The 17,156-nt window shown below is 45.9% G+C and carries 19 protein-coding genes; 7 read left to right on the top strand and 12 right to left on the bottom strand.

Annotated features, from left to right (window positions below; genetic code table 11):
• Positions 1–118: 118 nt before the first annotated feature.
• The 6 genes from QUA01_RS14265 to QUA01_RS14240 form a co-directional block, all read right to left on the bottom strand.
• Positions 119–604 (bottom strand): GNAT family N-acetyltransferase, encoded by a 486-nt coding sequence (locus QUA01_RS14265; RefSeq protein WP_194067756.1) that lies wholly within the window; start codon positions 602–604, stop codon positions 119–121.
• Between the two features lie 352 nt (positions 605–956).
• Entirely contained in the window at positions 957–2,030 is a 1,074-nt protein-coding gene (locus tag QUA01_RS14260; RefSeq protein WP_333092300.1) for an RNA polymerase sigma factor, RpoD/SigA family, read from the bottom strand.
• Positions 2,031–2,156: 126 nt separating this feature from the next.
• Positions 2,157–3,836, bottom strand: a complete 1,680-nt coding sequence (locus QUA01_RS14255) for an ABC transporter ATP-binding protein (protein ID WP_333092301.1) — start codon at positions 3,834–3,836, stop codon at positions 2,157–2,159.
• A gap of 512 nt (positions 3,837–4,348) precedes the next feature.
• A complete protein-coding gene (locus QUA01_RS14250; protein WP_194010472.1) occupies positions 4,349–4,933 on the bottom strand; it encodes a TFIIB-type zinc ribbon-containing protein in 585 nt (194 codons plus the stop codon).
• Between the two features lie 34 nt (positions 4,934–4,967).
• On the bottom strand, positions 4,968–5,378 hold the full coding sequence (patD, locus tag QUA01_RS14245; protein WP_194010473.1) for a heterocyst frequency control protein PatD: 411 nt from the start codon (positions 5,376–5,378) through the stop codon (positions 4,968–4,970).
• Between the two features lie 242 nt (positions 5,379–5,620).
• A complete protein-coding gene (locus QUA01_RS14240; RefSeq protein ID WP_333093041.1) occupies positions 5,621–5,902 on the bottom strand; it encodes a hypothetical protein in 282 nt (93 codons plus the stop codon).
• A 70-nt stretch (positions 5,903–5,972) separates the two neighbouring features.
• On the opposite strand from QUA01_RS14240, the gene QUA01_RS14235 reads away from it, so the two are divergent.
• From QUA01_RS14235 to QUA01_RS14225, 3 genes are read left to right on the top strand one after another with little or no spacing between them, the layout of a single operon-like run.
• A complete protein-coding gene (locus tag QUA01_RS14235) occupies positions 5,973–8,246 on the top strand; it encodes a RelA/SpoT family protein (protein WP_333093042.1) in 2,274 nt (757 codons plus the stop codon).
• Between the two features lie 15 nt (positions 8,247–8,261).
• Positions 8,262–8,579 carry a DUF6883 domain-containing protein gene (locus tag QUA01_RS14230; RefSeq protein ID WP_333093043.1) on the top strand — a complete coding sequence of 106 codons (318 nt, stop codon included), beginning with the start codon at positions 8,262–8,264 and terminating at the stop codon, positions 8,577–8,579.
• Positions 8,580–8,595: 16 nt separating this feature from the next.
• Positions 8,596–8,823, top strand: coding sequence for a DUF4926 domain-containing protein (locus QUA01_RS14225; RefSeq protein ID WP_333093044.1), 228 nt, complete (start codon positions 8,596–8,598; stop codon positions 8,821–8,823).
• A gap of 94 nt (positions 8,824–8,917) precedes the next feature.
• On the opposite strand, the gene QUA01_RS14220 is transcribed toward QUA01_RS14225, so the two are convergent.
• Positions 8,918–9,838, bottom strand: a complete 921-nt coding sequence (locus QUA01_RS14220; protein WP_333093045.1) for a glycine betaine ABC transporter substrate-binding protein — start codon at positions 9,836–9,838, stop codon at positions 8,918–8,920.
• Positions 9,839–9,880: 42 nt separating this feature from the next.
• On the opposite strand from QUA01_RS14220, the gene QUA01_RS14215 reads away from it, so the two are divergent.
• The gene (locus QUA01_RS14215; protein ID WP_333093046.1) at positions 9,881–11,248 is read left to right on the top strand and encodes an aldehyde dehydrogenase; all 1,368 of its coding nucleotides are present in this window, start codon (positions 9,881–9,883) and stop codon (positions 11,246–11,248) included.
• A 146-nt stretch (positions 11,249–11,394) separates the two neighbouring features.
• Here the strand turns inward: QUA01_RS14215 and QUA01_RS14210 are convergent, their stop codons facing one another.
• Positions 11,395–12,708, bottom strand: a complete 1,314-nt coding sequence (locus tag QUA01_RS14210) for a tetratricopeptide repeat protein (RefSeq protein ID WP_333093047.1) — start codon at positions 12,706–12,708, stop codon at positions 11,395–11,397.
• A gap of 101 nt (positions 12,709–12,809) precedes the next feature.
• Here QUA01_RS14210 and QUA01_RS14205 point away from each other — a divergent pair, with 101 nt between their 5' ends.
• A complete protein-coding gene (locus QUA01_RS14205) occupies positions 12,810–12,956 on the top strand; it encodes a hypothetical protein (RefSeq protein ID WP_333118599.1) in 147 nt (48 codons plus the stop codon).
• A 344-nt stretch (positions 12,957–13,300) separates the two neighbouring features.
• A complete protein-coding gene (locus QUA01_RS14200) occupies positions 13,301–13,651 on the top strand; it encodes a 4a-hydroxytetrahydrobiopterin dehydratase (protein WP_333093048.1) in 351 nt (116 codons plus the stop codon).
• Positions 13,652–13,659: 8 nt separating this feature from the next.
• Here QUA01_RS14200 and QUA01_RS14195 read toward each other — a convergent pair whose 3' ends face one another.
• Positions 13,660–14,409: a response regulator transcription factor gene (locus tag QUA01_RS14195; protein ID WP_333093049.1), complete on the bottom strand. Its 750-nt coding sequence runs from the start codon at positions 14,407–14,409 to the stop codon at positions 13,660–13,662.
• A 596-nt stretch (positions 14,410–15,005) separates the two neighbouring features.
• On the opposite strand from QUA01_RS14195, the gene QUA01_RS14190 reads away from it, so the two are divergent.
• Positions 15,006–15,260 carry a DUF6761 family protein gene (locus QUA01_RS14190; RefSeq protein WP_194010481.1) on the top strand — a complete coding sequence of 85 codons (255 nt, stop codon included), beginning with the start codon at positions 15,006–15,008 and terminating at the stop codon, positions 15,258–15,260.
• Between the two features lie 368 nt (positions 15,261–15,628).
• On the opposite strand, the gene grxD is transcribed toward QUA01_RS14190, so the two are convergent.
• From grxD to QUA01_RS14175, 3 genes are all read right to left on the bottom strand, one after another.
• The gene (grxD, locus tag QUA01_RS14185) at positions 15,629–15,949 is read right to left on the bottom strand and encodes a Grx4 family monothiol glutaredoxin (RefSeq protein WP_194010482.1); all 321 of its coding nucleotides are present in this window, start codon (positions 15,947–15,949) and stop codon (positions 15,629–15,631) included.
• Between the two features lie 199 nt (positions 15,950–16,148).
• A complete protein-coding gene (locus QUA01_RS14180) occupies positions 16,149–16,409 on the bottom strand; it encodes a BolA family protein (RefSeq protein ID WP_194010483.1) in 261 nt (86 codons plus the stop codon).
• 42 nt (positions 16,410–16,451) lie between these two features.
• Entirely contained in the window at positions 16,452–17,075 is a 624-nt protein-coding gene (locus QUA01_RS14175; protein WP_194010484.1) for a hypothetical protein, read from the bottom strand.
• Positions 17,076–17,156 lie beyond the last annotated feature (81 nt).

The raw sequence follows: 17,156 nt of genomic DNA, 5'->3' as shown, positions 1-17,156 counted from the left end.
AATTGACGCACGGGTGCGTCGAAATCTAGTTTTTGGCGAAAATACAGAGGTTGCAGGCCGCAAAGCCCCCAAAAAACCCGGTTTCTGAGAGTCGGAGGACGATCGCCCGCCGATCGAATTACTTCGAAGCCAAACTCGCCAAAGACTCGCCAGCAACCCGGCAAATCCGCCATTCGGGCATCACATCAGCACCAATACCCTTGTAGAATCCGATCGCCAATTCATTCCAATCCAACACACTCCACTCCAAACGCCCGCAGTTTCTTTCAACTGTCAACCGCGCCAAATAAACAATCAAAGACTTGCCAATTCCCCGCCCTCGAAACTCAGGAAGCACAAACAAATCTTCCAAATAAATCCCCGGCTGAGTCAAAAAAGTAGAATAATTATAAAAAAACAGCGCCCAACCCACAACACGATTTTCCGACTCTGCGAGAATCGCTTCTGCAAAAGGTCTCGCGCCAAACAAATGATTTTCCAAATCAACCGCATTACCAGTAACGGCATGAGATAATTTTTCGTATTCAGCCAAAGCCTTAATCAAATCAAACAGCACCGGCACATCTGCGCGGGTAGCTGGACGCAAAATCACCTCATCAGACATAAATCAATTAAGTAGTAAGCGACAATCAATAATTAAAAATATAGCAGAAGTCAGTAGTCATTAGTCAGTAGTCAGTAGTCAGTAGTCAGTGGTCAGTAGTCAGTAGTCAGTAGTCAGTAGTCAGTAGTCAGTAGTCAGTAGTCAGTAGTCATATCATGTCCGGTCAATTGACCGCTTTAAAATTGGTTCGCAGTGTGGAATGCGAGTCCGCTCGCTCAGTTGCGGACTCGCATTCCACAGTGCGAAATGTTTTTCTACTCGTTACCAGGCTCCTGCCCGTTAACTGGTTAACCAGTTAACCATACACTCGATATTTAAGACTTTAAAAAAGGCCAATTCAATATTTTTTAGCTCATTTCAACCAGCCCTTCAATCGTTCCGTCACTTGAGGGCGGCGCAACTTTCGCATTGCCTTATTTTGAATTTGACGGACTCGTTCGCGGGACAAATTGAACAAACTGCTGACTTCTTCTAAAGTGTAAGGTTCGCCGGTTATCAAACCGTAACGCATCGCCACAATCTCTTTTTCCCGTTCAGTCAAAATACTGTCCAACACCTCCAAAATATCTTGGCGCATCATCATCTCATTCATCTGAGCTTCTGGAGATTGCGTCGCGCTATCTTCCAGAACATCCAAAAGTTCCGAACTTTCTTCCGTACCAATGCGGTGGTTGAGTGACAAAGATTGCCGGCGTACTTGCTGGAGGTAACGAAGCTGTTCAGCAGTAACTTCCATTTCTCTAGCAACTTCAGTTTCCGTAGGATTTCGTTGAAGAGAACGCCTTAAATCCCGATAAACTCTTTTGAGTTTATTTAACTGTTCGACAATGTGAACCGGCAAGCGAATAGTCCGCCCTTGATTGGCAATTGTCCGAGTAATTCCTTGGCGAATCCACCAATAGGCATAGGTAGAAAATTTGTAACCCTTCTCAGGATCGAACTTTTCGGCGGCTCGATTCAAACCTAAAGCTCCTTCTTGAATTAAATCTAGAAAAGGCACGCCTCGGTTGAGATAGCGTTTCGCAATCGAAACCACCAACCGCAAATTCGAGCTGATCATTTTCCGTTTCGCCGACTGACACTGGTGGCGAAGTTGTTGCAGTTGACTTTCGCTCACCCCCAAAGCTGCAGCGAGTTCAGCTTTTGTTGGCACTCTTTCCAATTCCTGTTTTAAACGCTCTTCTACTTCCAGAAGGGCTACCAATTCTTGAACGCGACGAGCTAACTCCACCTCTTCGGTGGCAGTCAGTAGAGGATAGCGAGACATTTCTTTGAACAAAGCTCCCACGGGATCGTCGGCAGACCAGTTGTTGTATGCTGACGATCGAGTTACCGTCGGACGATCGATCTCGGTGTCCTCATCCTCTGCGATTGCGAGTGAGGCTTCGGGAGCCACCGCAAAACTGCCTAGGTCAGATTCTGCCATATAGTGCTTGGTGTCCGTGGGATGATTTGAAAAGTATCCCTTCACTTTAACCAATTTAATCAGAAATTTCCGAAATCCATCTAGAAGCTGGTGGCTGATATCAAATTTCCCCAATTTTAGATTGGTTTATTGAGTCCGAGCCAATAAAGGAGCTGCTTGCAATAACTGCTGAGTATAAGGGTGCTGCGGATTAGTAAAAATCTCCCTAGTCTTGCCGATTTCCACAATTTTTCCGGCATTCATTACCGCAATGCGATCGCAAAAAAATCTCGCCACCCACAAATCATGGGTAATAAACAGATAAGTCAAATTAAATTCCTGTTTCAACTCCAACATCAGCTCTAATACTTGAGTCTGCACGCTAGCATCCAGCATACTCACTGGTTCGTCGCAAATAATCAGTTGCGGCCGAGTAATCAAAGCGCGGGCGATCGAAACCCGCTGCTGTTGTCCTCCTGACAATTCCCCCGGATAGCGGCGAAAGAAATCCCCCCCTGGAGTCAAACCCACCCGCTCTAACATTTGGATTACTTGTTTTTTAGCTTCCTCTCCCTTAGCTAATTTGTGAATCAACAAAGGGTCAGCAATACTTTGCCCGACAGTCATCATCGGATTCAAACAAGCGTGGGGGTCTTGAAATATCATTTGCATTTGGCGGCGGTGCTTCCTGACAGCATCGTTACTCAGAGCAGTGATATCTATTCCTTGAAATTCAACCTTGCCACCAGTCGGAGGAATCAAGCGCAAAATCGTGCGCGACAAGGTACTTTTGCCGCAGCCTGACTCCCCTACCAGCCCCAAGGTTTCTCCCCGTTCTAGCTCTAAGCTAACATTATCTACGGCTTTAATTACCTGCTGTTTCCCGGAAAACAACTGCTCTAATAAATTGCTTTCTAAACTGTAGTGCTGCTGCAAATCCGTCACAGTCAAAAGAGGTAAATTTGACTCGGACTTAAGGCGATAATTTTCCTTCTCCCCTCTTCCTTCTTCCTTCTCCCCTCTTCCTTCTTCCTTCTGAATGTGCAAAGCTGCTTTCAGGAGCGATCGAGTATATTCATGTTGCGGGCGTTCAAAAACATCCAGCACCGACCCAGTTTCCACCACTTTGCCGCCGTACATCACCGCAATGCGATCGCAATACTCAGCCACCATCGCCAAATCGTGAGAAATCAACAAAATAGCCGTTCCCCGTTCCGCGCAAAGTCTGGTTAATTCCTGCATAATCTGAGCGGCGACAGTTACATCCAAACTTGTAGTCGGTTCGTCCGCCACAATTAACTTCGGATCGAGCAAAAGAGCCAAAGCAATCGCTACTCTTTGCCGCATTCCGCCACTAAATTCGTGGGGAAATTGCGACCAGCGAGAGGCGGGAATTTTCACAGCTTCCAAAATCTCGATCGCCCGTTGCTTAGCCTGCTTGCGATTCAAATTCGGTCTGTGAGCCTGCAAAGTCTCGATACAGTGTTCCCCGACAGTCATCAAAGGATCGAGACGAGTCATCGGATCTTGAAAAATCAACGCCACAGCTTCGCCCCGAAACCGTCTCAGTCGCGAAGCATCCATCTCAAACACCGACTCTCCAGCAAAATCAACCCGCCCCTCAATCTGCGTCGAATCCGGTAGCAACCGCATCGCCGCCCTTCCCAAAGTTGACTTACCGCACCCAGACTCCCCAACCAATCCCAGTTTTTCCCCTGCTTCCAGCCTCAGAGAAACGCCGTCAACCGCCCAACCGGATTGGCCCCGCCGCTGAGGATAAGCTACTCGCAGATTTTCAATGGAAAACAAAGAATAGTCATTAGTCATTAGTCATTAGTCCTTAGTTATTAGTTATTAGTTATTGTTATTGGTTATTCGTTATTAGGTGTTAGTTACTGGTTATTGGTTGTTGGTTGTTGGCTATTGTTATTGGTTATTCGTTATTAGGTGTTAGTTACTGGTTATTGGTTGTTGGTTGTTGGCTATTGTTATTAGTTGTTGACCGTTGTTATTAGCTGTTTGTTACTGGGTATATCATGTCCAGTCATATGATTTTTAATCGTTAATCCTTTGTAGTAAAAACACAGAATCATCTGTCGGGGTGACGGGAGAAATCTATACTTACTACAAACATTTTTTAATGATAATTGAGCAAACATGATATTAGTTATTATTTATCAGCAGTCAGTAGCTAGTTAGTTGTTAGCCATTAGTCAGTATCTAATAACTAACAACTAATGACTAATAACTAATGACTAATGCCAACTGCCAACTGCCAACTGCCAACTGCCAACTGCCAACTGCCAACTGCCAACTGCCAACTGCCAACTGCCAACAGACTAAATTTCCCTTCGCTTCAACTCAGCTCTCCGCAGTATATAAGTAGCCGCACAATCAACGTGCGGATGGTCTGCTAAAACTTCCGCCAGTTCCAACACATATCCGGCAATATCCGGGCCTAGCTTATCTGTGAGCACTTGACGTTCCCGAGATGCGAGTTCTTGGACGCGGGCCTTGGCTTGCCAATTGGGAGAAAACATCTTGTCAATCTCGGTGTGGAATCCCAGACTTTCGAGAATATCCCACTCGCCGTTATCGCACCAAATTCCCCCGCACAGCATACAGCGCTCTATGTAAAAGGGCACTCTGCTGAAGGGAACTTTTGCCCGCGACAAATAATGACCGTCTTCGGGACACAGGGCTGCTTTGCTGTCGTAGGGAGACGGCGTGAATTCTATGCCGAGAGTGCCTGTCGCCTCTGGCTTCTGGGATTTGTTGTACCACTGGCTCTGCTCTTTCTGCCAAGCTTCGTATTCTCTGCCTGGAATCCAGATACCGTAACAGTTGGGACACCACTGCACCGACATTCGGCCGGCTAGGGTGCCGCCTTCTAAGTTGGGATGTTTACATTTTGGACATTCCACCACTTGATTTCTCCTTGCCTTCTCAATTCCCTGTTTATTCAGTTATTAATTCTGCATCCGGGCGGGCCCGCTCAGAACCAGAATTTTTTTGCAGCAGCGCGCCGCAGTAGCCAATTAGCGTGTTTAGTCGCTCAGCAGCCGCAGTTTGCCTCGCCTGTGCTGTCGCTGGCTGCTTCGCAGCCTGCAAAAACGTGACATCTGTCCTCAATAACCGCAGTTGCTTGTGAATTTCCGTCAAATAGGACTGCTCTGGAGGCGTTTCTGAGGCGTATAACTCACTGCTGTTAGCTTTCATAATCTGGTTTCCGAAAAATTGTTGCACTTTTGTGTATTCTGCAGCCAGCGCAGCCCGATCGAGATTTTCCTGTGCAGCAGTTCTTTGTAGCTGTTCGAGTGCTTGCTGTAATTCTTGGTAGCACTGGCGGCGGTCTTCGGACAATATCATGATTTTGTAAACAAATTTTTCTTTATAATCAAAGTAGATTGTTGCTTAAGCTTTGCTCATATTAAGGGAAGCCGTGCATTTTTGCAGCAATTCCCTGTTTGTTGAGAAAATTTCATCACGCTGCCAGCGTGACTCGATCGGTCTAGCTCGTGCTTTTAGTTTAGCGTTGCCTGTGAATGCCGATCGCCCGCTACCTCCAACAACAGGTACCGCGCCCCCGACTCCCGCGTCATGGTCAATCCTCAAATTGTAGACTTTTGTTCGAGATCCCAGATTGCATCTGTAAAGTCAATCTCAAATCTCAAATCTTGAATGCCCCAATAGACTGACCTCAACTGCTGCCGCCAAAATATGCTTATTTTACCCGATCGACCGATCGCATCCGCGACAGTGGAGTCAATATATTTTCCTACCTGCGAGGGGGGGGGAAAACTCAAAATTAAATCGATATAGTTAAGACAAAAATCGATGATTTTTGAGAATTGCCAATTGTGGCATTCAATTAGTTTAGTATTGCTACACACATAATTTCGGAAATTCAACCGAACGCTGACTTTTAACCATTTGTATTTCTAATTTTTAAAGGTGTACCCGATGAACGCAAACACTCTCACTGCCTCTCCTTCGATAGATCCTGCCGTCGTTCCCGATTGGCTGCAAGAATGCCTGAATGGTCAATCGCAGACTGATGCGGCCCCTAACGCCAATTGCTCGACTGACAACAGTTTAATTTGTCGGGCCTTTGAATTTGCCCGCGACTTGCACGAAGGACAATACCGCAAATCGGGAGAACCTTACATTTGCCATCCCGTAGCTGTAGCTGGGATACTCCGATATATGGGCGGCAACAACGTCATGATTGCCGCCGGTTTTCTCCACGATATTGTTGAAGATACAGATATTACTCTCGAAGAAATAGAACAGCGGTTCGGCGCAGAAGTGCGACAATTAGTCGAAGGTGTCACCAAACTTTCTAAATTTAATTTTTCCAGCAAAACAGAGCGCCTTGCTGAAAATTTCCGCCGAATGTTTCTAGCAATGGCTAAAGATATTCGCGTGATTGTCGTCAAACTAGCAGACAGACTGCACAACATGAGGACTTTGGAGCATTTGTCCGAAGAAAAGCAGCGCAGTATTGCCCTAGAAACCCGAGATATTTTTGCTCCCTTGGCGAACCGTTTGGGTATCGGGCGCTTTAAGTGGGAATTGGAAGATTTAGCGTTTAAATACCTGGAACCGGATGCTTATCGCGAAATTCAGGAATTGGTGGCCGAGAAGCGGGGCGATCGAGAAACTCAACTCGCAGAAGTGACAGATAGTTTGCGTGAAAAGCTTGACAATTTAGGCATTAAATGCTATGAAGTTAGCGGCCGTCCCAAACATTTGTACGGGATTTACGGGAAGATGCAGCGCCGCCAAAAAGGGTTTAAGCAAGTGTACGATATTGCTGCGGTGCGGATCATAGTAGAAAGCAACGATGACTGTTATCGCGCATTGGCGATCGTCCACGATTCATTCCGCCCGATCCCCGGTCGATTTAAAGATTATATCGGTTTACCAAAAGCCAACCGCTATCAATCCTTGCACACCGGAGTCATCGGCACCAGCGGCCGCCCCATCGAAGTACAAATTCGCACAGTAGCAATGCACCACATTGCAGAATACGGGATCGCCGCCCACTGGAAATACAAAGAAACCGGCGGTTCTAGCACCGCAGTCACCGGCGACGACGAAAAATTTACTTGGCTGCGACAACTCCTAGAATGGCAAAGCGACCTCAAAGACGATCGCGAATATTTACAAAGTATTAAAGACAACTTATTCGACGAAGATATCTACGTTTTTACTCCCAACGGAGACGTGATTTCACTCAACACCGGCTCAACACCCGTAGATTTTGCTTACCGCATTCACACAGAAATTGGCAATCGCTGCACCGGCGCGAGAGTCAACGGGCGGATGGTGACACTAGACAAGGTTTTAAAGAACGGCGATATTGTAGAAATCTTGAACCAAAAAAACGGCCATCCCAGCTCCGACTGGCTGAATTTTGTCAAGACAAACGGAGCAAAAAACCGCATTCGCCAGTGGTTGAAGCGATCGCACCGAGATGAAAACCTCGCTCGCGGGCGGGAATTGCTAGAAAAAGAATTAGGCAAAAACGGCTTAGAATCCTTGCTGAAATCCGAACCAATGCAATCAGTAGCTCAGCGCTGCAACTACCACAGCGTCGAAGACTTAATCGCCGGTTTGGGCTACGGCGAAGTCACCCTAAACCTCGTAGTAAATCGCCTGCGAGATTTAGTCAAAGTGCAGCAAAAAATAGAATCTGCTCCCGGAGGAACCCAGGAAATCCCCCTGCTAATACCTGCATCGACGGCACCGAAACCCGTACCGAGTTCATCTCCGAGCAAATCGCCGATCGCAGGTGTAGAAGGATTGCTCTACCATATAGCAGGCTGTTGCTGTCCCATTCCCGGCGAATCAATTATTGGAGTAGTGACTCGCACTCGCGGCATTTCCATTCACCGCCAAGGTTGTTCCAATGTTGAAAACGTACCGGGAGATAAATTAGTTCCCGTGAGTTGGAATTCCAGCAACCGCAACGAATCTCGCCCCCATACTTATCCGGTAAATATTCAAGTTGAAGCCCTAGATCGAGTCGGAGTTCTCAACGATGTTTTATCGCATTTAAAAGACAACAAAGTCAACGTCCGCAGCGCCCAAGTCAAAACCTATCCCGGATTCCCCGCATTAATTGACTTGTGCATGGACATCCAGGATAAAGAACAGTTCGAGCGGACTTGTATGCAAATTAAAAAAATGAGCGATATTTTGAATTTGCGGCGGCTGAGCGAAGGAACTTAAAAGGAAATTCACCGAATGGCACAACTTAGCCTTAACTCCGTGATTCCTTCAGAAAAGCTGACGAACTATTTATTGATCCGGCTTCCTAAAGATGACAAATCTCTGTTTCTCGCTCGGGGTGGTTACGGTATAAAAAACTGGCAGCAGCTCGATCGAGATTTGAGAGTCCAGATACTTTCATTGGAAGCGGAGCCAATGGAAAACACAAAATACGGTCAAAAGTACATGATTCGAGGCAGTTTAACAGGGCCAAACGGTAGAACTTTACAAGTCAAAACCGTTTGGATAGTCACTTTATCCGAAACGAGATTTGTTACATTAGTTCCTGATTAACAAGAGGTAATCCGCCATGAAATTTGCACTTTTTTCACAAGTAGCATTGCGCGAAGACATCCCCAATTACAATCTAAAAAAAGGTGCTATAGCAACTATTGTTGACCATTACCCGATGCCGGAAGGTGAAGAAGACGGTTATAGCTTAGAAGGTTTCAATGTCGAAGCAATTACAGTTGAAGTTGCCGAGTCCCAGATTGAATCAATCAAAGCTCCTGTTTTGCAACTTGGCAAATTAAGCTAACGCCGACATCCGCTAGAAGTATATGTATGTGTGGGCTGCACACCTTACCAGACGTAGCGTGTCAAACCACTTTTTGCATACATAATTCCTGCCTTTATTTCGCAGGAGTCGCAGGCTTTGAGTTGCCCAACTTTTGCTGCAAAAACTGCCGCGCCACTTGGGCGGCATCCTCCTGTTTTCCATCAACTTGATAGTTGAGTTTTCGCATATCTTCCTCCGAGATTTTGCCGCCCAACTCTGCTAGCACTGGACGCAATTCTGGGTATTTTTCCAAAATTGGCGATCGCACAATCGGAACAGCTTCGTAGGGCGGAAAATAGTTTTTGTCATCTTTCAGGACTACTAAACCCAAACTTTGAATCAAACCATCCGTCGTATTACCGGCAATCACATCTACTTCTTTTTGTTGCAGCGCTTGATAAAGCAATCCTAACAGCAACTCCTTCGGTTCTTCGGCAAATTTAATCCCGTAAGTTTTAGCTAATCCGGGAAATCCATCTTCTCTCTCTTTGAATTCCGGGCCGAAACCCGCGCGCAATTTTGGTGCAGCTTTTCCTAGTTGCGAGAGAGTTTGCAAGTTAAGTTTTTTGGCATCGTCTCCGCGCATGATAATCGCAAAACTGTTATTAAATCCCAGCGGTTCAGTCAATTCTGCTTGAAACTGTTTGGGATATTCTTGTTTGAGGTAATCGAGGACTTTTTTGGGGTCAGAAATTGGCTTTTGTTTGAGAATGTTGGTAAAACCCGTACCAGTATATTCGACGTACAAGTCAATTTTACCCGTTGCTAGGGATTGATGGCAAAGCGAGCCTCCGAGGTTGAGTTTGCGTTCTACTTTGATATCTGTTTTGGTTTCGATGTGAATAGCTAAAATTTCTGCTAGGATGACTTGTTCTGTAAAGTCTTTGGAACAAATAACAATTTGTTTTTGAGAACTAGAATTGCAGCTTGTGACTGCAAACAAGCAAAGTAATGATAAACAGGAAGATAAAAAATGGCTTTTTGATATTTTCATTTTTTTATTGTAACATTTATATATATAGATACAGGAGAAAATATGCTATTGAGTGTCAGCGATATTATCCGCCAGCAGCGACAATTTTTTGCGACTGGAAAAACTAAAGATGTGGATTTTCGGATTGAACAACTCAAACATCTCAAAAGTGCGATCGAACTTAATCAATCACGAATAGTCGCTGCTGTCAAGGCAGACTTGAATCGACCGGAGTTTGAGGCTTATTTTGAAATCGCATCCATTGCCGAAGTTAATTATGCCATCAAAAACCTGAAATCTTGGGTAAAACCGAAAAAAGTGCCAACTTCGATCGACCAATTCCCCGCATCAGCCCGCATTTACCCTGAACCTTTAGGCGTAGTTTTGATCGTCGGGCCTTGGAATTACCCATTTCAGCTCATGATATCACCTTTAGTCGGGGCGATCGCCGCCGGCAACTGCGCCATCCTCAAACCTTCAGAAATCGCCTCGCACACCTCCGAAGTTGTCGCGGATATGATTTCAAAAACCTTCGATCCCGCCTACGTAGCAGCCGTCGAAGGAGGCGTAGAAATCAGCAAACAATTGCTAGCCGAAAAATTCGACCACATCTTCTTTACCGGAGGCACAAAAATCGGTAAAATAGTTATGGAAGCTGCCGCCAAACACCTCACACCTGTAACATTAGAATTGGGCGGCAAAAGTCCTTGCATTGTAGACTCAGATATTCAGATTGAATACACCGCCAAACGCATTGCTTGGGGCAAATTTATCAATGCCGGTCAAACTTGTATCGCTCCCGATTATCTGTTAGTTGACAAAAAAATAAAACCGGATTTGATGTCAGCAATTAAAACAGCACTTCACGAATTTTACGGCGAAGATCCTCAGCAAAGCCCGGACTATTCGCGAATTATCAATCAGCATCATTTAAAACGTTTGGTAGAGTTTATCAAAGATGGGGAAATTGTCGCGGGCGGCCAAAGTAACGCCGAAGATAGATATATTTCGCCTACGGTAATTGACAAGGTTTCTTGGGATTCGCCGGTGATGCAAGATGAGATTTTTGGGCCGATTTTGCCAGTTTTGGAGTATGATGATTTCGGGGAGGCGATCGCCCAAATCAACGCCCGCCCCAAACCGTTAGCTTTGTATTTGTTCTCGAAGGATAAAGAGAAACAACAGCGAGTTTTGCGCGAAACTTCATCAGGTGGACTTTGTATCAACGACACGGTAATGCAAGTGGGAGTGACAACATTGCCTTTTGGAGGAGTTGGCGACAGTGGAATTGGAAGTTATCACGGGAAAGCAAGTTTTGATACTTTTTCGCATTACAAAAGCGTGCTGCAAAAGTCTTTTTGGCTGGATTTGAAATGGCGGTATGCTCCCTATAAGGGTAAGTTGGATTTGATTAAAAAGGCGATCGGTTGATATTGCCTAAGCCCCAGATGCCGCCTAACCCCCCAGGCCTGTTTCATTATCCCGAAGTCCGGCAGGGGTTTCAACCCCTGCCGGACTGAATGTTTGACGTGTTTGTTGTTAACAAAGATCGCCTCCTTCAATCCCATATCCCTGTTCTAATCGGTGCTGTGGCATTCTCGATCGATTTTCTCCAAATCCTTGGCGGCTCCCAATTCTTGAAAAATTTGATGTGCTGTATCGTAATGTTGTTGAGCAACTTCTGTGTTGCCGCGCTTTCGCTCAAGTCGTGCTAAATCGTAGTTAACTTCGGCAATATGCCAAGTCATCTCCAGTTTTTGCATTTTTCCTAAAGCTTCTGTTAACAGTTGTTCTGCTGTATCTAGATTGCCTCTACCGAGCTCATTGTCTCCGAGACAAGCGATCGACTTTGCTATCCCTTCGCGCTCGCCCAATTCTGTCGTCATTTCCAAACATTGCCGAAAAAATTTCTCAGCTTCATCCCAATTGCCCCGCTTTTTCTCGATATCTCCCAAATTTCCCCAAGAAGATGCCATGCCCGAGCGATCGCCCAATTCTGTTCTCAATGCTAAAGATTGCCGATAGAGTTTCTCTGCTTCATCCCATTTGTCGCGACATTTTTCTATATATCCTAACGATGCCCAAGAAGATGCCATGCCCGAGCGATCGCCCAATTCTGTTCTCAATGCCAAAGATTGCCGGTAAAGTTTCTCTGCTTCATCCCATTTGTCGCGACATTTTTCTATATATCCTAACGATGCCCAAGAAGATGCCATGCCCGAGCGATCGCCCAATTCTGTTCTCAATGCCAAAGATTGCCGATAGAGTTTCTCAGCTTCATCCCATTTGCCACGACTTCGCTCGATACTTCCCAACGATGCCCAAGAAAATGCCATGCCCGATCGATCGCCCAATTCTGTCATCATTTCCAAACATTGTCGATAGAGTCTCTCTGCTTCATCCCACTTGCCGTGACATCGCTCGATATCCCCCAACGCTCCCCAAGAATATGTCATGCCTGAGCGATCGCCCAATTCTGTTCTCAATGCCAAAGATTGTCGGTAGAGTTTCTCAGCTTCATCCCAATTGCCGCGACATCGCTCGATACCTCCCAACATCCCTAATGAAGTAGCCATGTCGCTCTTATTATCTTTTTTTTGTGCAATTGATAACGCATCTTGAAAATATTTTTCTGCTAAATCCCAATTCCCGAAATTCCGGTGAATTGCACCTATAGTTCTCAAACAATAGGAACGTTCGCGATCGTCAACATGAGGTAATATTTTTTCGTACAACTCTTGGAGTAAAGTCCAGTATCCCCATCTTTTGAGATAGTCATTCAAACTATACTTGATTAAGAAATATGCTTTCCTGTAATTGCCCAACAGAAACGCCAAATTTTGAGATTCTATAACATCTTGTAAATCTTCTAAACTTTGAGGATTTTTCATAATTTAACCAGTGTGGCCACCTGTGGGTAAGTCTTATTCACTTGACAAAAAAGTATCGCTGTAGTAAAGTCTATCCTCAAAATCGCATTTGAGTACCTCAAGTGAAAAAAATCTTATCATTTCTGGTCATTCCAGCGATCGCCTCTGCCTCCTTTGCTGGTTTCGTTCCATCCAGCTACTTGCTGCGACTAGAAACTTTAAAACTGGGAATGCTTCTGCTAACAAATAGTTCAACTCAACACATTTAGGCCAAAAACTTTGTCCTCCGCAACCACAAAGTAAACGAACTTGCCAAGCGAACCGGAGAAATTCAAAAAACCTTAGTGCGCGTAAAAGCGAAGCACCGATCGATCCTGGGCAAAGTGTACTAGAATCTATTGACAAGCATCCATATAGGACAACCGCAAATACTGAGCTTGTGCGGTGGAATGATAGACGAAAAGTTCAGCTACAAGGATTGCTCATCTGTTTTATGAACGATTTCCATCACAATGTCTACGTAACTCTTAACGGACTGTTGCCCTGTTCTAAGTCATTCAGATTAGAAAATGTCTATAATATGTTTTAGCATCTTCTCGCTAACAAGCCATTTATGGAACCTTTAGCAAAAGAACGCTGTGCCGCCTGCCGCCGAAACTCTCCGCGCGTCACAGCTTACGAAATTGTCCAACTCAAACATCAAATTCCCGACTGGAATTTGATCGAAAAAAATGGCGTTCCCCAGTTAGAACGCACCTACAAATTCCCGGATTTCAAAAGTGCGATCCCCTTTACAAACAGCGTCGCCGAAGCCGCAGAAACTGAAGGACATCACCCGGCGCTGTTAACCGAGTGGGGGAAAGTTACCGTTACTTGGTGGACTCACGCGATTTCTGGATTGCACCGCAATGATTTTATCATGGCGGCGAAAACAGATGCGATCGCCAATCAATTCCTAACCTAAAATCAGATTTATCGGCTGACAATAGTCTCAGAAATCATCGCTCCGGGTTCTGGTGAATGCGATTGATTTGTATTCAAAAACTCCAGGTTTAGCCGGTAGCCGACATTTCGCACAGTTTGAATTAGGCTCGGTTGTCGCGGGTCGATTTCGATTTTTTTACGCAAAGAGAGTACGTGGGTGTCGATCGTCCGGGGGTTGTCAATAGCATCAGGCCAGGCCCGGCGCAGCAAATCCGATCGCGACAGCGGCACTCCGCCAGCTTGAGCCAGCACGTACAGCAGGCTGAATTCTTGAGGAGTCAGCTCGATGTTTTCCTCGTACAATCTGACTCGGCGCTGCACCAAATCAATTTTTAGCAGCCCGCATTCCAGCATCGCCGGCGGTATCATCGTGCGGTTGCGGCGCATCAGAGCCTCCACCCTGGCCATAAACTCTTGCATCCCAAACGGTTTAGTCAGGTAATCGTCAGCCCCCGACTTCAAACCTTCGACAATATCCGCTTCCGTATTCCGCGCCGACAGCATCAAAATCAGCGATTGCTGCTGCTTCCCCAGCCAGCGACAAAATTCTAAACCGTCCCCATCGGGCAATTGGGCATCCAGAATGACTAGGGTTGGCTGACGGCTGAAAAATATTTCCCTAGCGTGACTGATATCCGCCGACTGGTGCACCCAGTGACCGACTTGCTGTAAATGCCAGCCCAAGAGCGATCGCAGGTGCGGATTTCCTTCAACAATCGAAATACTTACAGATCCCACAGCGGCGAGCTTCCCTTATCACTAATGGCTACCAGGTTAACAGAGCTTTTGTCAAGGTTTTGTAACCATCGCTACTCAAGCTTTAGCTCTATTTATAGAGGCGAACAAACCGATAGTATGAATTTTAAAGATTTTGTCAAGTTGGGATCGTCAGCCCGCAGAAAGGTTAAATCATTCTGGCGGTGAGTTTACAATAAAAATAAGACAGCCTACAGCCGATCGACCCTATGCCCCAACCACCTGCTTTTACCGAACCCCGCGACAGGGCCCCTAGTGCTAGGAGGTTGACAAATCGCGCAACAGAAACTAAAATTCCTCCAACCGTTCGCTCGGTAGCCGGAACACTCACCCAGTGCGCTCATCAAATTCACCAACATCCCGACTCTACTAAACGCGCAGCGAATTATTTAGGTGCGCGCAAAAAAGTCCAGCCACTGCATTGCAGCGAGTGAAATTTTTTATGGAGGGTAGCCTGTTGAGCAGGGTAAAAACTTTTATTTAGCAATTGTCTCTGTTCTGAGCAACAAGCCCAGCCATCGAGGCTATTCCTAAATCCCGCCGTCATTATACACCACAAAGGATTTCTAACTCACACCATGCTACAAGATACCCAAACAATCCGGCACTACCAAAAACTCACCGACGCCCTCGTCGAAATGTGGAATAGAGGTTATCGTTTCGATGAGTTGCGCCTTTACTTAGATGGCTACCTCGCAGCCCTGCGACATTGTAACAGCCTGGAACCCTATCTGATTCACAGATTAGAGGAAGAAGCAGCGCGTTACATTCACGATCCGTCAAATTTTGAAATGCCACAGACACAGACACAAACTGAAGCAGACTACTATTAAATAGTAAATTCGGTTTGATAAACCCTGGATTATTTGGGAATTGGGCATCGGGAATTGGGCATCGGGAATTGGTTGTTTGTTATTTCTTCCTTCTTCCTTATTCCTTCTTGCCGATCTCCGTTACATCCCTTATATCCGTTACATCTGCCCTTACGAATCCGTTGCCGAACTTGCTTCTGCGGTAAATCAACCTAGTTCAACGTCAAACCCGATCGCTGTTAAGCCGTTGCGGCATTTAAATTGAATGTCAAAAAAAAATCAAAGTCTTGTGGGGTGTCCCGCCCGCTCTGAATAGGCAATTTAAATGCGTGACAGCTTATATCCCCGACTTATTTAATAAGTCGGGGATATGTTTGTTTTGTCTAATTTTAAGAAGCCAAAGCAACTTCTACAATTTCTTGCAATTCGCCCTTTTGATACATCTCGATCATAATATCCGAGCCGCCAAGAAACTCGCCGTTGATATAAACTTGGGGAATTGTCGGCCAGTTGGAATACTCTTTAACGCCTTGACGAATTTCCTGGTCTGCTAACACATCTACAGTTTCGTAAGGCACTCCCAAAGTATTGAGAATTTGCACCACGGTATTAGAAAAACCGCACTGGGGCATTAATTTATTGCCCTTCATAAACACCATGATTTTGTTTTGCTTAACCAAGCCGTCAATTCTTTCCTGTGCTGTAGTCATGGTAGCTCCTAATATTGTTTGAATTTTTTTAAACGTTGACAGTTGTTTCTCAGGGCGCAGAAACCTGGTTTTTGGAGAAAATTTCTCGTTAAAACCATAGATTCCGGTTAACAAAACTGGTTTCTTTGGTTTCCAATTGTTTCTCTAGAAACTCTTGACACAAGCGCAAACTTGTGATTTCCAGAGAGCAGCTCAACAATTAAGCCACTGGACTTTTCGCTGCCCATTCTGCAGGAGTTAAGGTTTCCAAGGCCAAAGCGTGGATAGCTTCACTAGCCATTGCCTGTTTGAGAGCGCCGTAAACCAGTTGGTGCTGCTTTACTCGACTTTTGCCTTCAAAGGCGGCAGAGACTACTCTCGCCTGGTAGTGGTCGCCGCCGCCGGTCAAATCGTCAACTTGTATCTTAGCGTCGGGCAATTCTGCCTTAATCATTTCTGCTACTTGAGACGGTGTAACCATTGGTATTTGTGATAAAGGGCTGTATTGAGTATTTTAGTGGAACTATTTGTTAGACGATCGCGGTTGATTTGCAGCAGGCCGCGGATAGGGCGCATCCACAAAACCCAATTCTAGTAACTGCTGGTAAGCTTTTTTGCCCAAGTCGCGAGTTGGCTGCTGCGATCGAATAATCTGAATCAGTAGGGGGACAGCCAGTTCCGGCTTGTTTTGCGCCCGGTGTACCAAAGCCAGCCGGTAGGTAGCTTCGTCGCGCATTTGGGCTGTTTCCACAGCTTTGGTGCGGTTGCTGTCGGCCAAGCGGACATCAATTCCAGCAAAACTGCTGCTGAGTTGTTGGTAGAAGTTGGATAGTTGATTGAAAATTTGGCGGGATTCTTGGAGCTTTTGAGCGGCGACAGTATAATTTTGACTGGAAATAGCACCGCTGGCTTCTGTCATCAAGCGCTGACCTCCGGCAACGCTCAGCAGGCTGCTGTCTTGGGTCAGAGGGCGGAGGTTGTTGGGGTCTGTGGGGTCGTCGGCGGGATCGACTTGCTGTTGGTTATCTGGCCGAGAAGGTTGTTGTGCTTGGGCTTGGAGCGGTTGCAACAGGGTCAAAAGTGCGATCGCCCCGATCGTCATCCGGGCAGTGAAGCGAAGCCAGCAAACAGTTCCAGAATATACCATGAAATTACTTTGCGCCCAGCGCACTTTAAAAAGATATTTAGCTTGAGCCGATCGTACCATTGGCGATCGCAACCGGCTAAG

The organism is Microcoleus sp. S36a_B3 (assembly GCF_036700745.1).
In the GTDB taxonomy this organism is placed as follows: domain Bacteria; phylum Cyanobacteriota; class Cyanobacteriia; order Cyanobacteriales; family Microcoleaceae; genus Microcoleus.
The sequence above is the reverse complement of the archived record's forward strand: the minus strand, read 5'-3'. Positions and strand labels throughout refer to the sequence as shown.

Bases quoted from the DNA above. Each gene is read 5' to 3' on its own strand.
- QUA01_RS14265 (WP_194067756.1), bottom strand. From the start codon at position 604: ATGTCTGATGAGGTGATTTTGCGTCCAGCTACCCGCGCAGATGTGCCG.
- QUA01_RS14260 (WP_333092300.1), bottom strand. From the start codon at position 2,030: ATGGCAGAATCTGACCTAGGCAGTTTTGCGGTGGCTCCCGAAGCCTCA.
- QUA01_RS14255 (WP_333092301.1), bottom strand. From the start codon at position 3,836: ATGACTAATGACTATTCTTTGTTTTCCATTGAAAATCTGCGAGTAGCT.
- patD (WP_194010473.1), bottom strand. From the start codon at position 5,378: ATGATATTGTCCGAAGACCGCCGCCAGTGCTACCAAGAATTACAGCAA.
- QUA01_RS14235 (WP_333093042.1), top strand. From the start codon at position 5,973: ATGAACGCAAACACTCTCACTGCCTCTCCTTCGATAGATCCTGCCGTC.
- QUA01_RS14230 (WP_333093043.1), top strand. From the start codon at position 8,262: ATGGCACAACTTAGCCTTAACTCCGTGATTCCTTCAGAAAAGCTGACG.
- QUA01_RS14225 (WP_333093044.1), top strand. From the start codon at position 8,596: ATGAAATTTGCACTTTTTTCACAAGTAGCATTGCGCGAAGACATCCCC.
- QUA01_RS14220 (WP_333093045.1), bottom strand. From the start codon at position 9,838: ATGAAAATATCAAAAAGCCATTTTTTATCTTCCTGTTTATCATTACTT.
- QUA01_RS14215 (WP_333093046.1), top strand. From the start codon at position 9,881: ATGCTATTGAGTGTCAGCGATATTATCCGCCAGCAGCGACAATTTTTT.
- QUA01_RS14210 (WP_333093047.1), bottom strand. From the start codon at position 12,708: ATGAAAAATCCTCAAAGTTTAGAAGATTTACAAGATGTTATAGAATCT.
- QUA01_RS14200 (WP_333093048.1), top strand. From the start codon at position 13,301: ATGGAACCTTTAGCAAAAGAACGCTGTGCCGCCTGCCGCCGAAACTCT.
- QUA01_RS14190 (WP_194010481.1), top strand. From the start codon at position 15,006: ATGCTACAAGATACCCAAACAATCCGGCACTACCAAAAACTCACCGAC.
- grxD (WP_194010482.1), bottom strand. From the start codon at position 15,949: ATGACTACAGCACAGGAAAGAATTGACGGCTTGGTTAAGCAAAACAAA.
- QUA01_RS14180 (WP_194010483.1), bottom strand. From the start codon at position 16,409: ATGGTTACACCGTCTCAAGTAGCAGAAATGATTAAGGCAGAATTGCCC.
- QUA01_RS14175 (WP_194010484.1), bottom strand. From the start codon at position 17,075: ATGGTATATTCTGGAACTGTTTGCTGGCTTCGCTTCACTGCCCGGATG.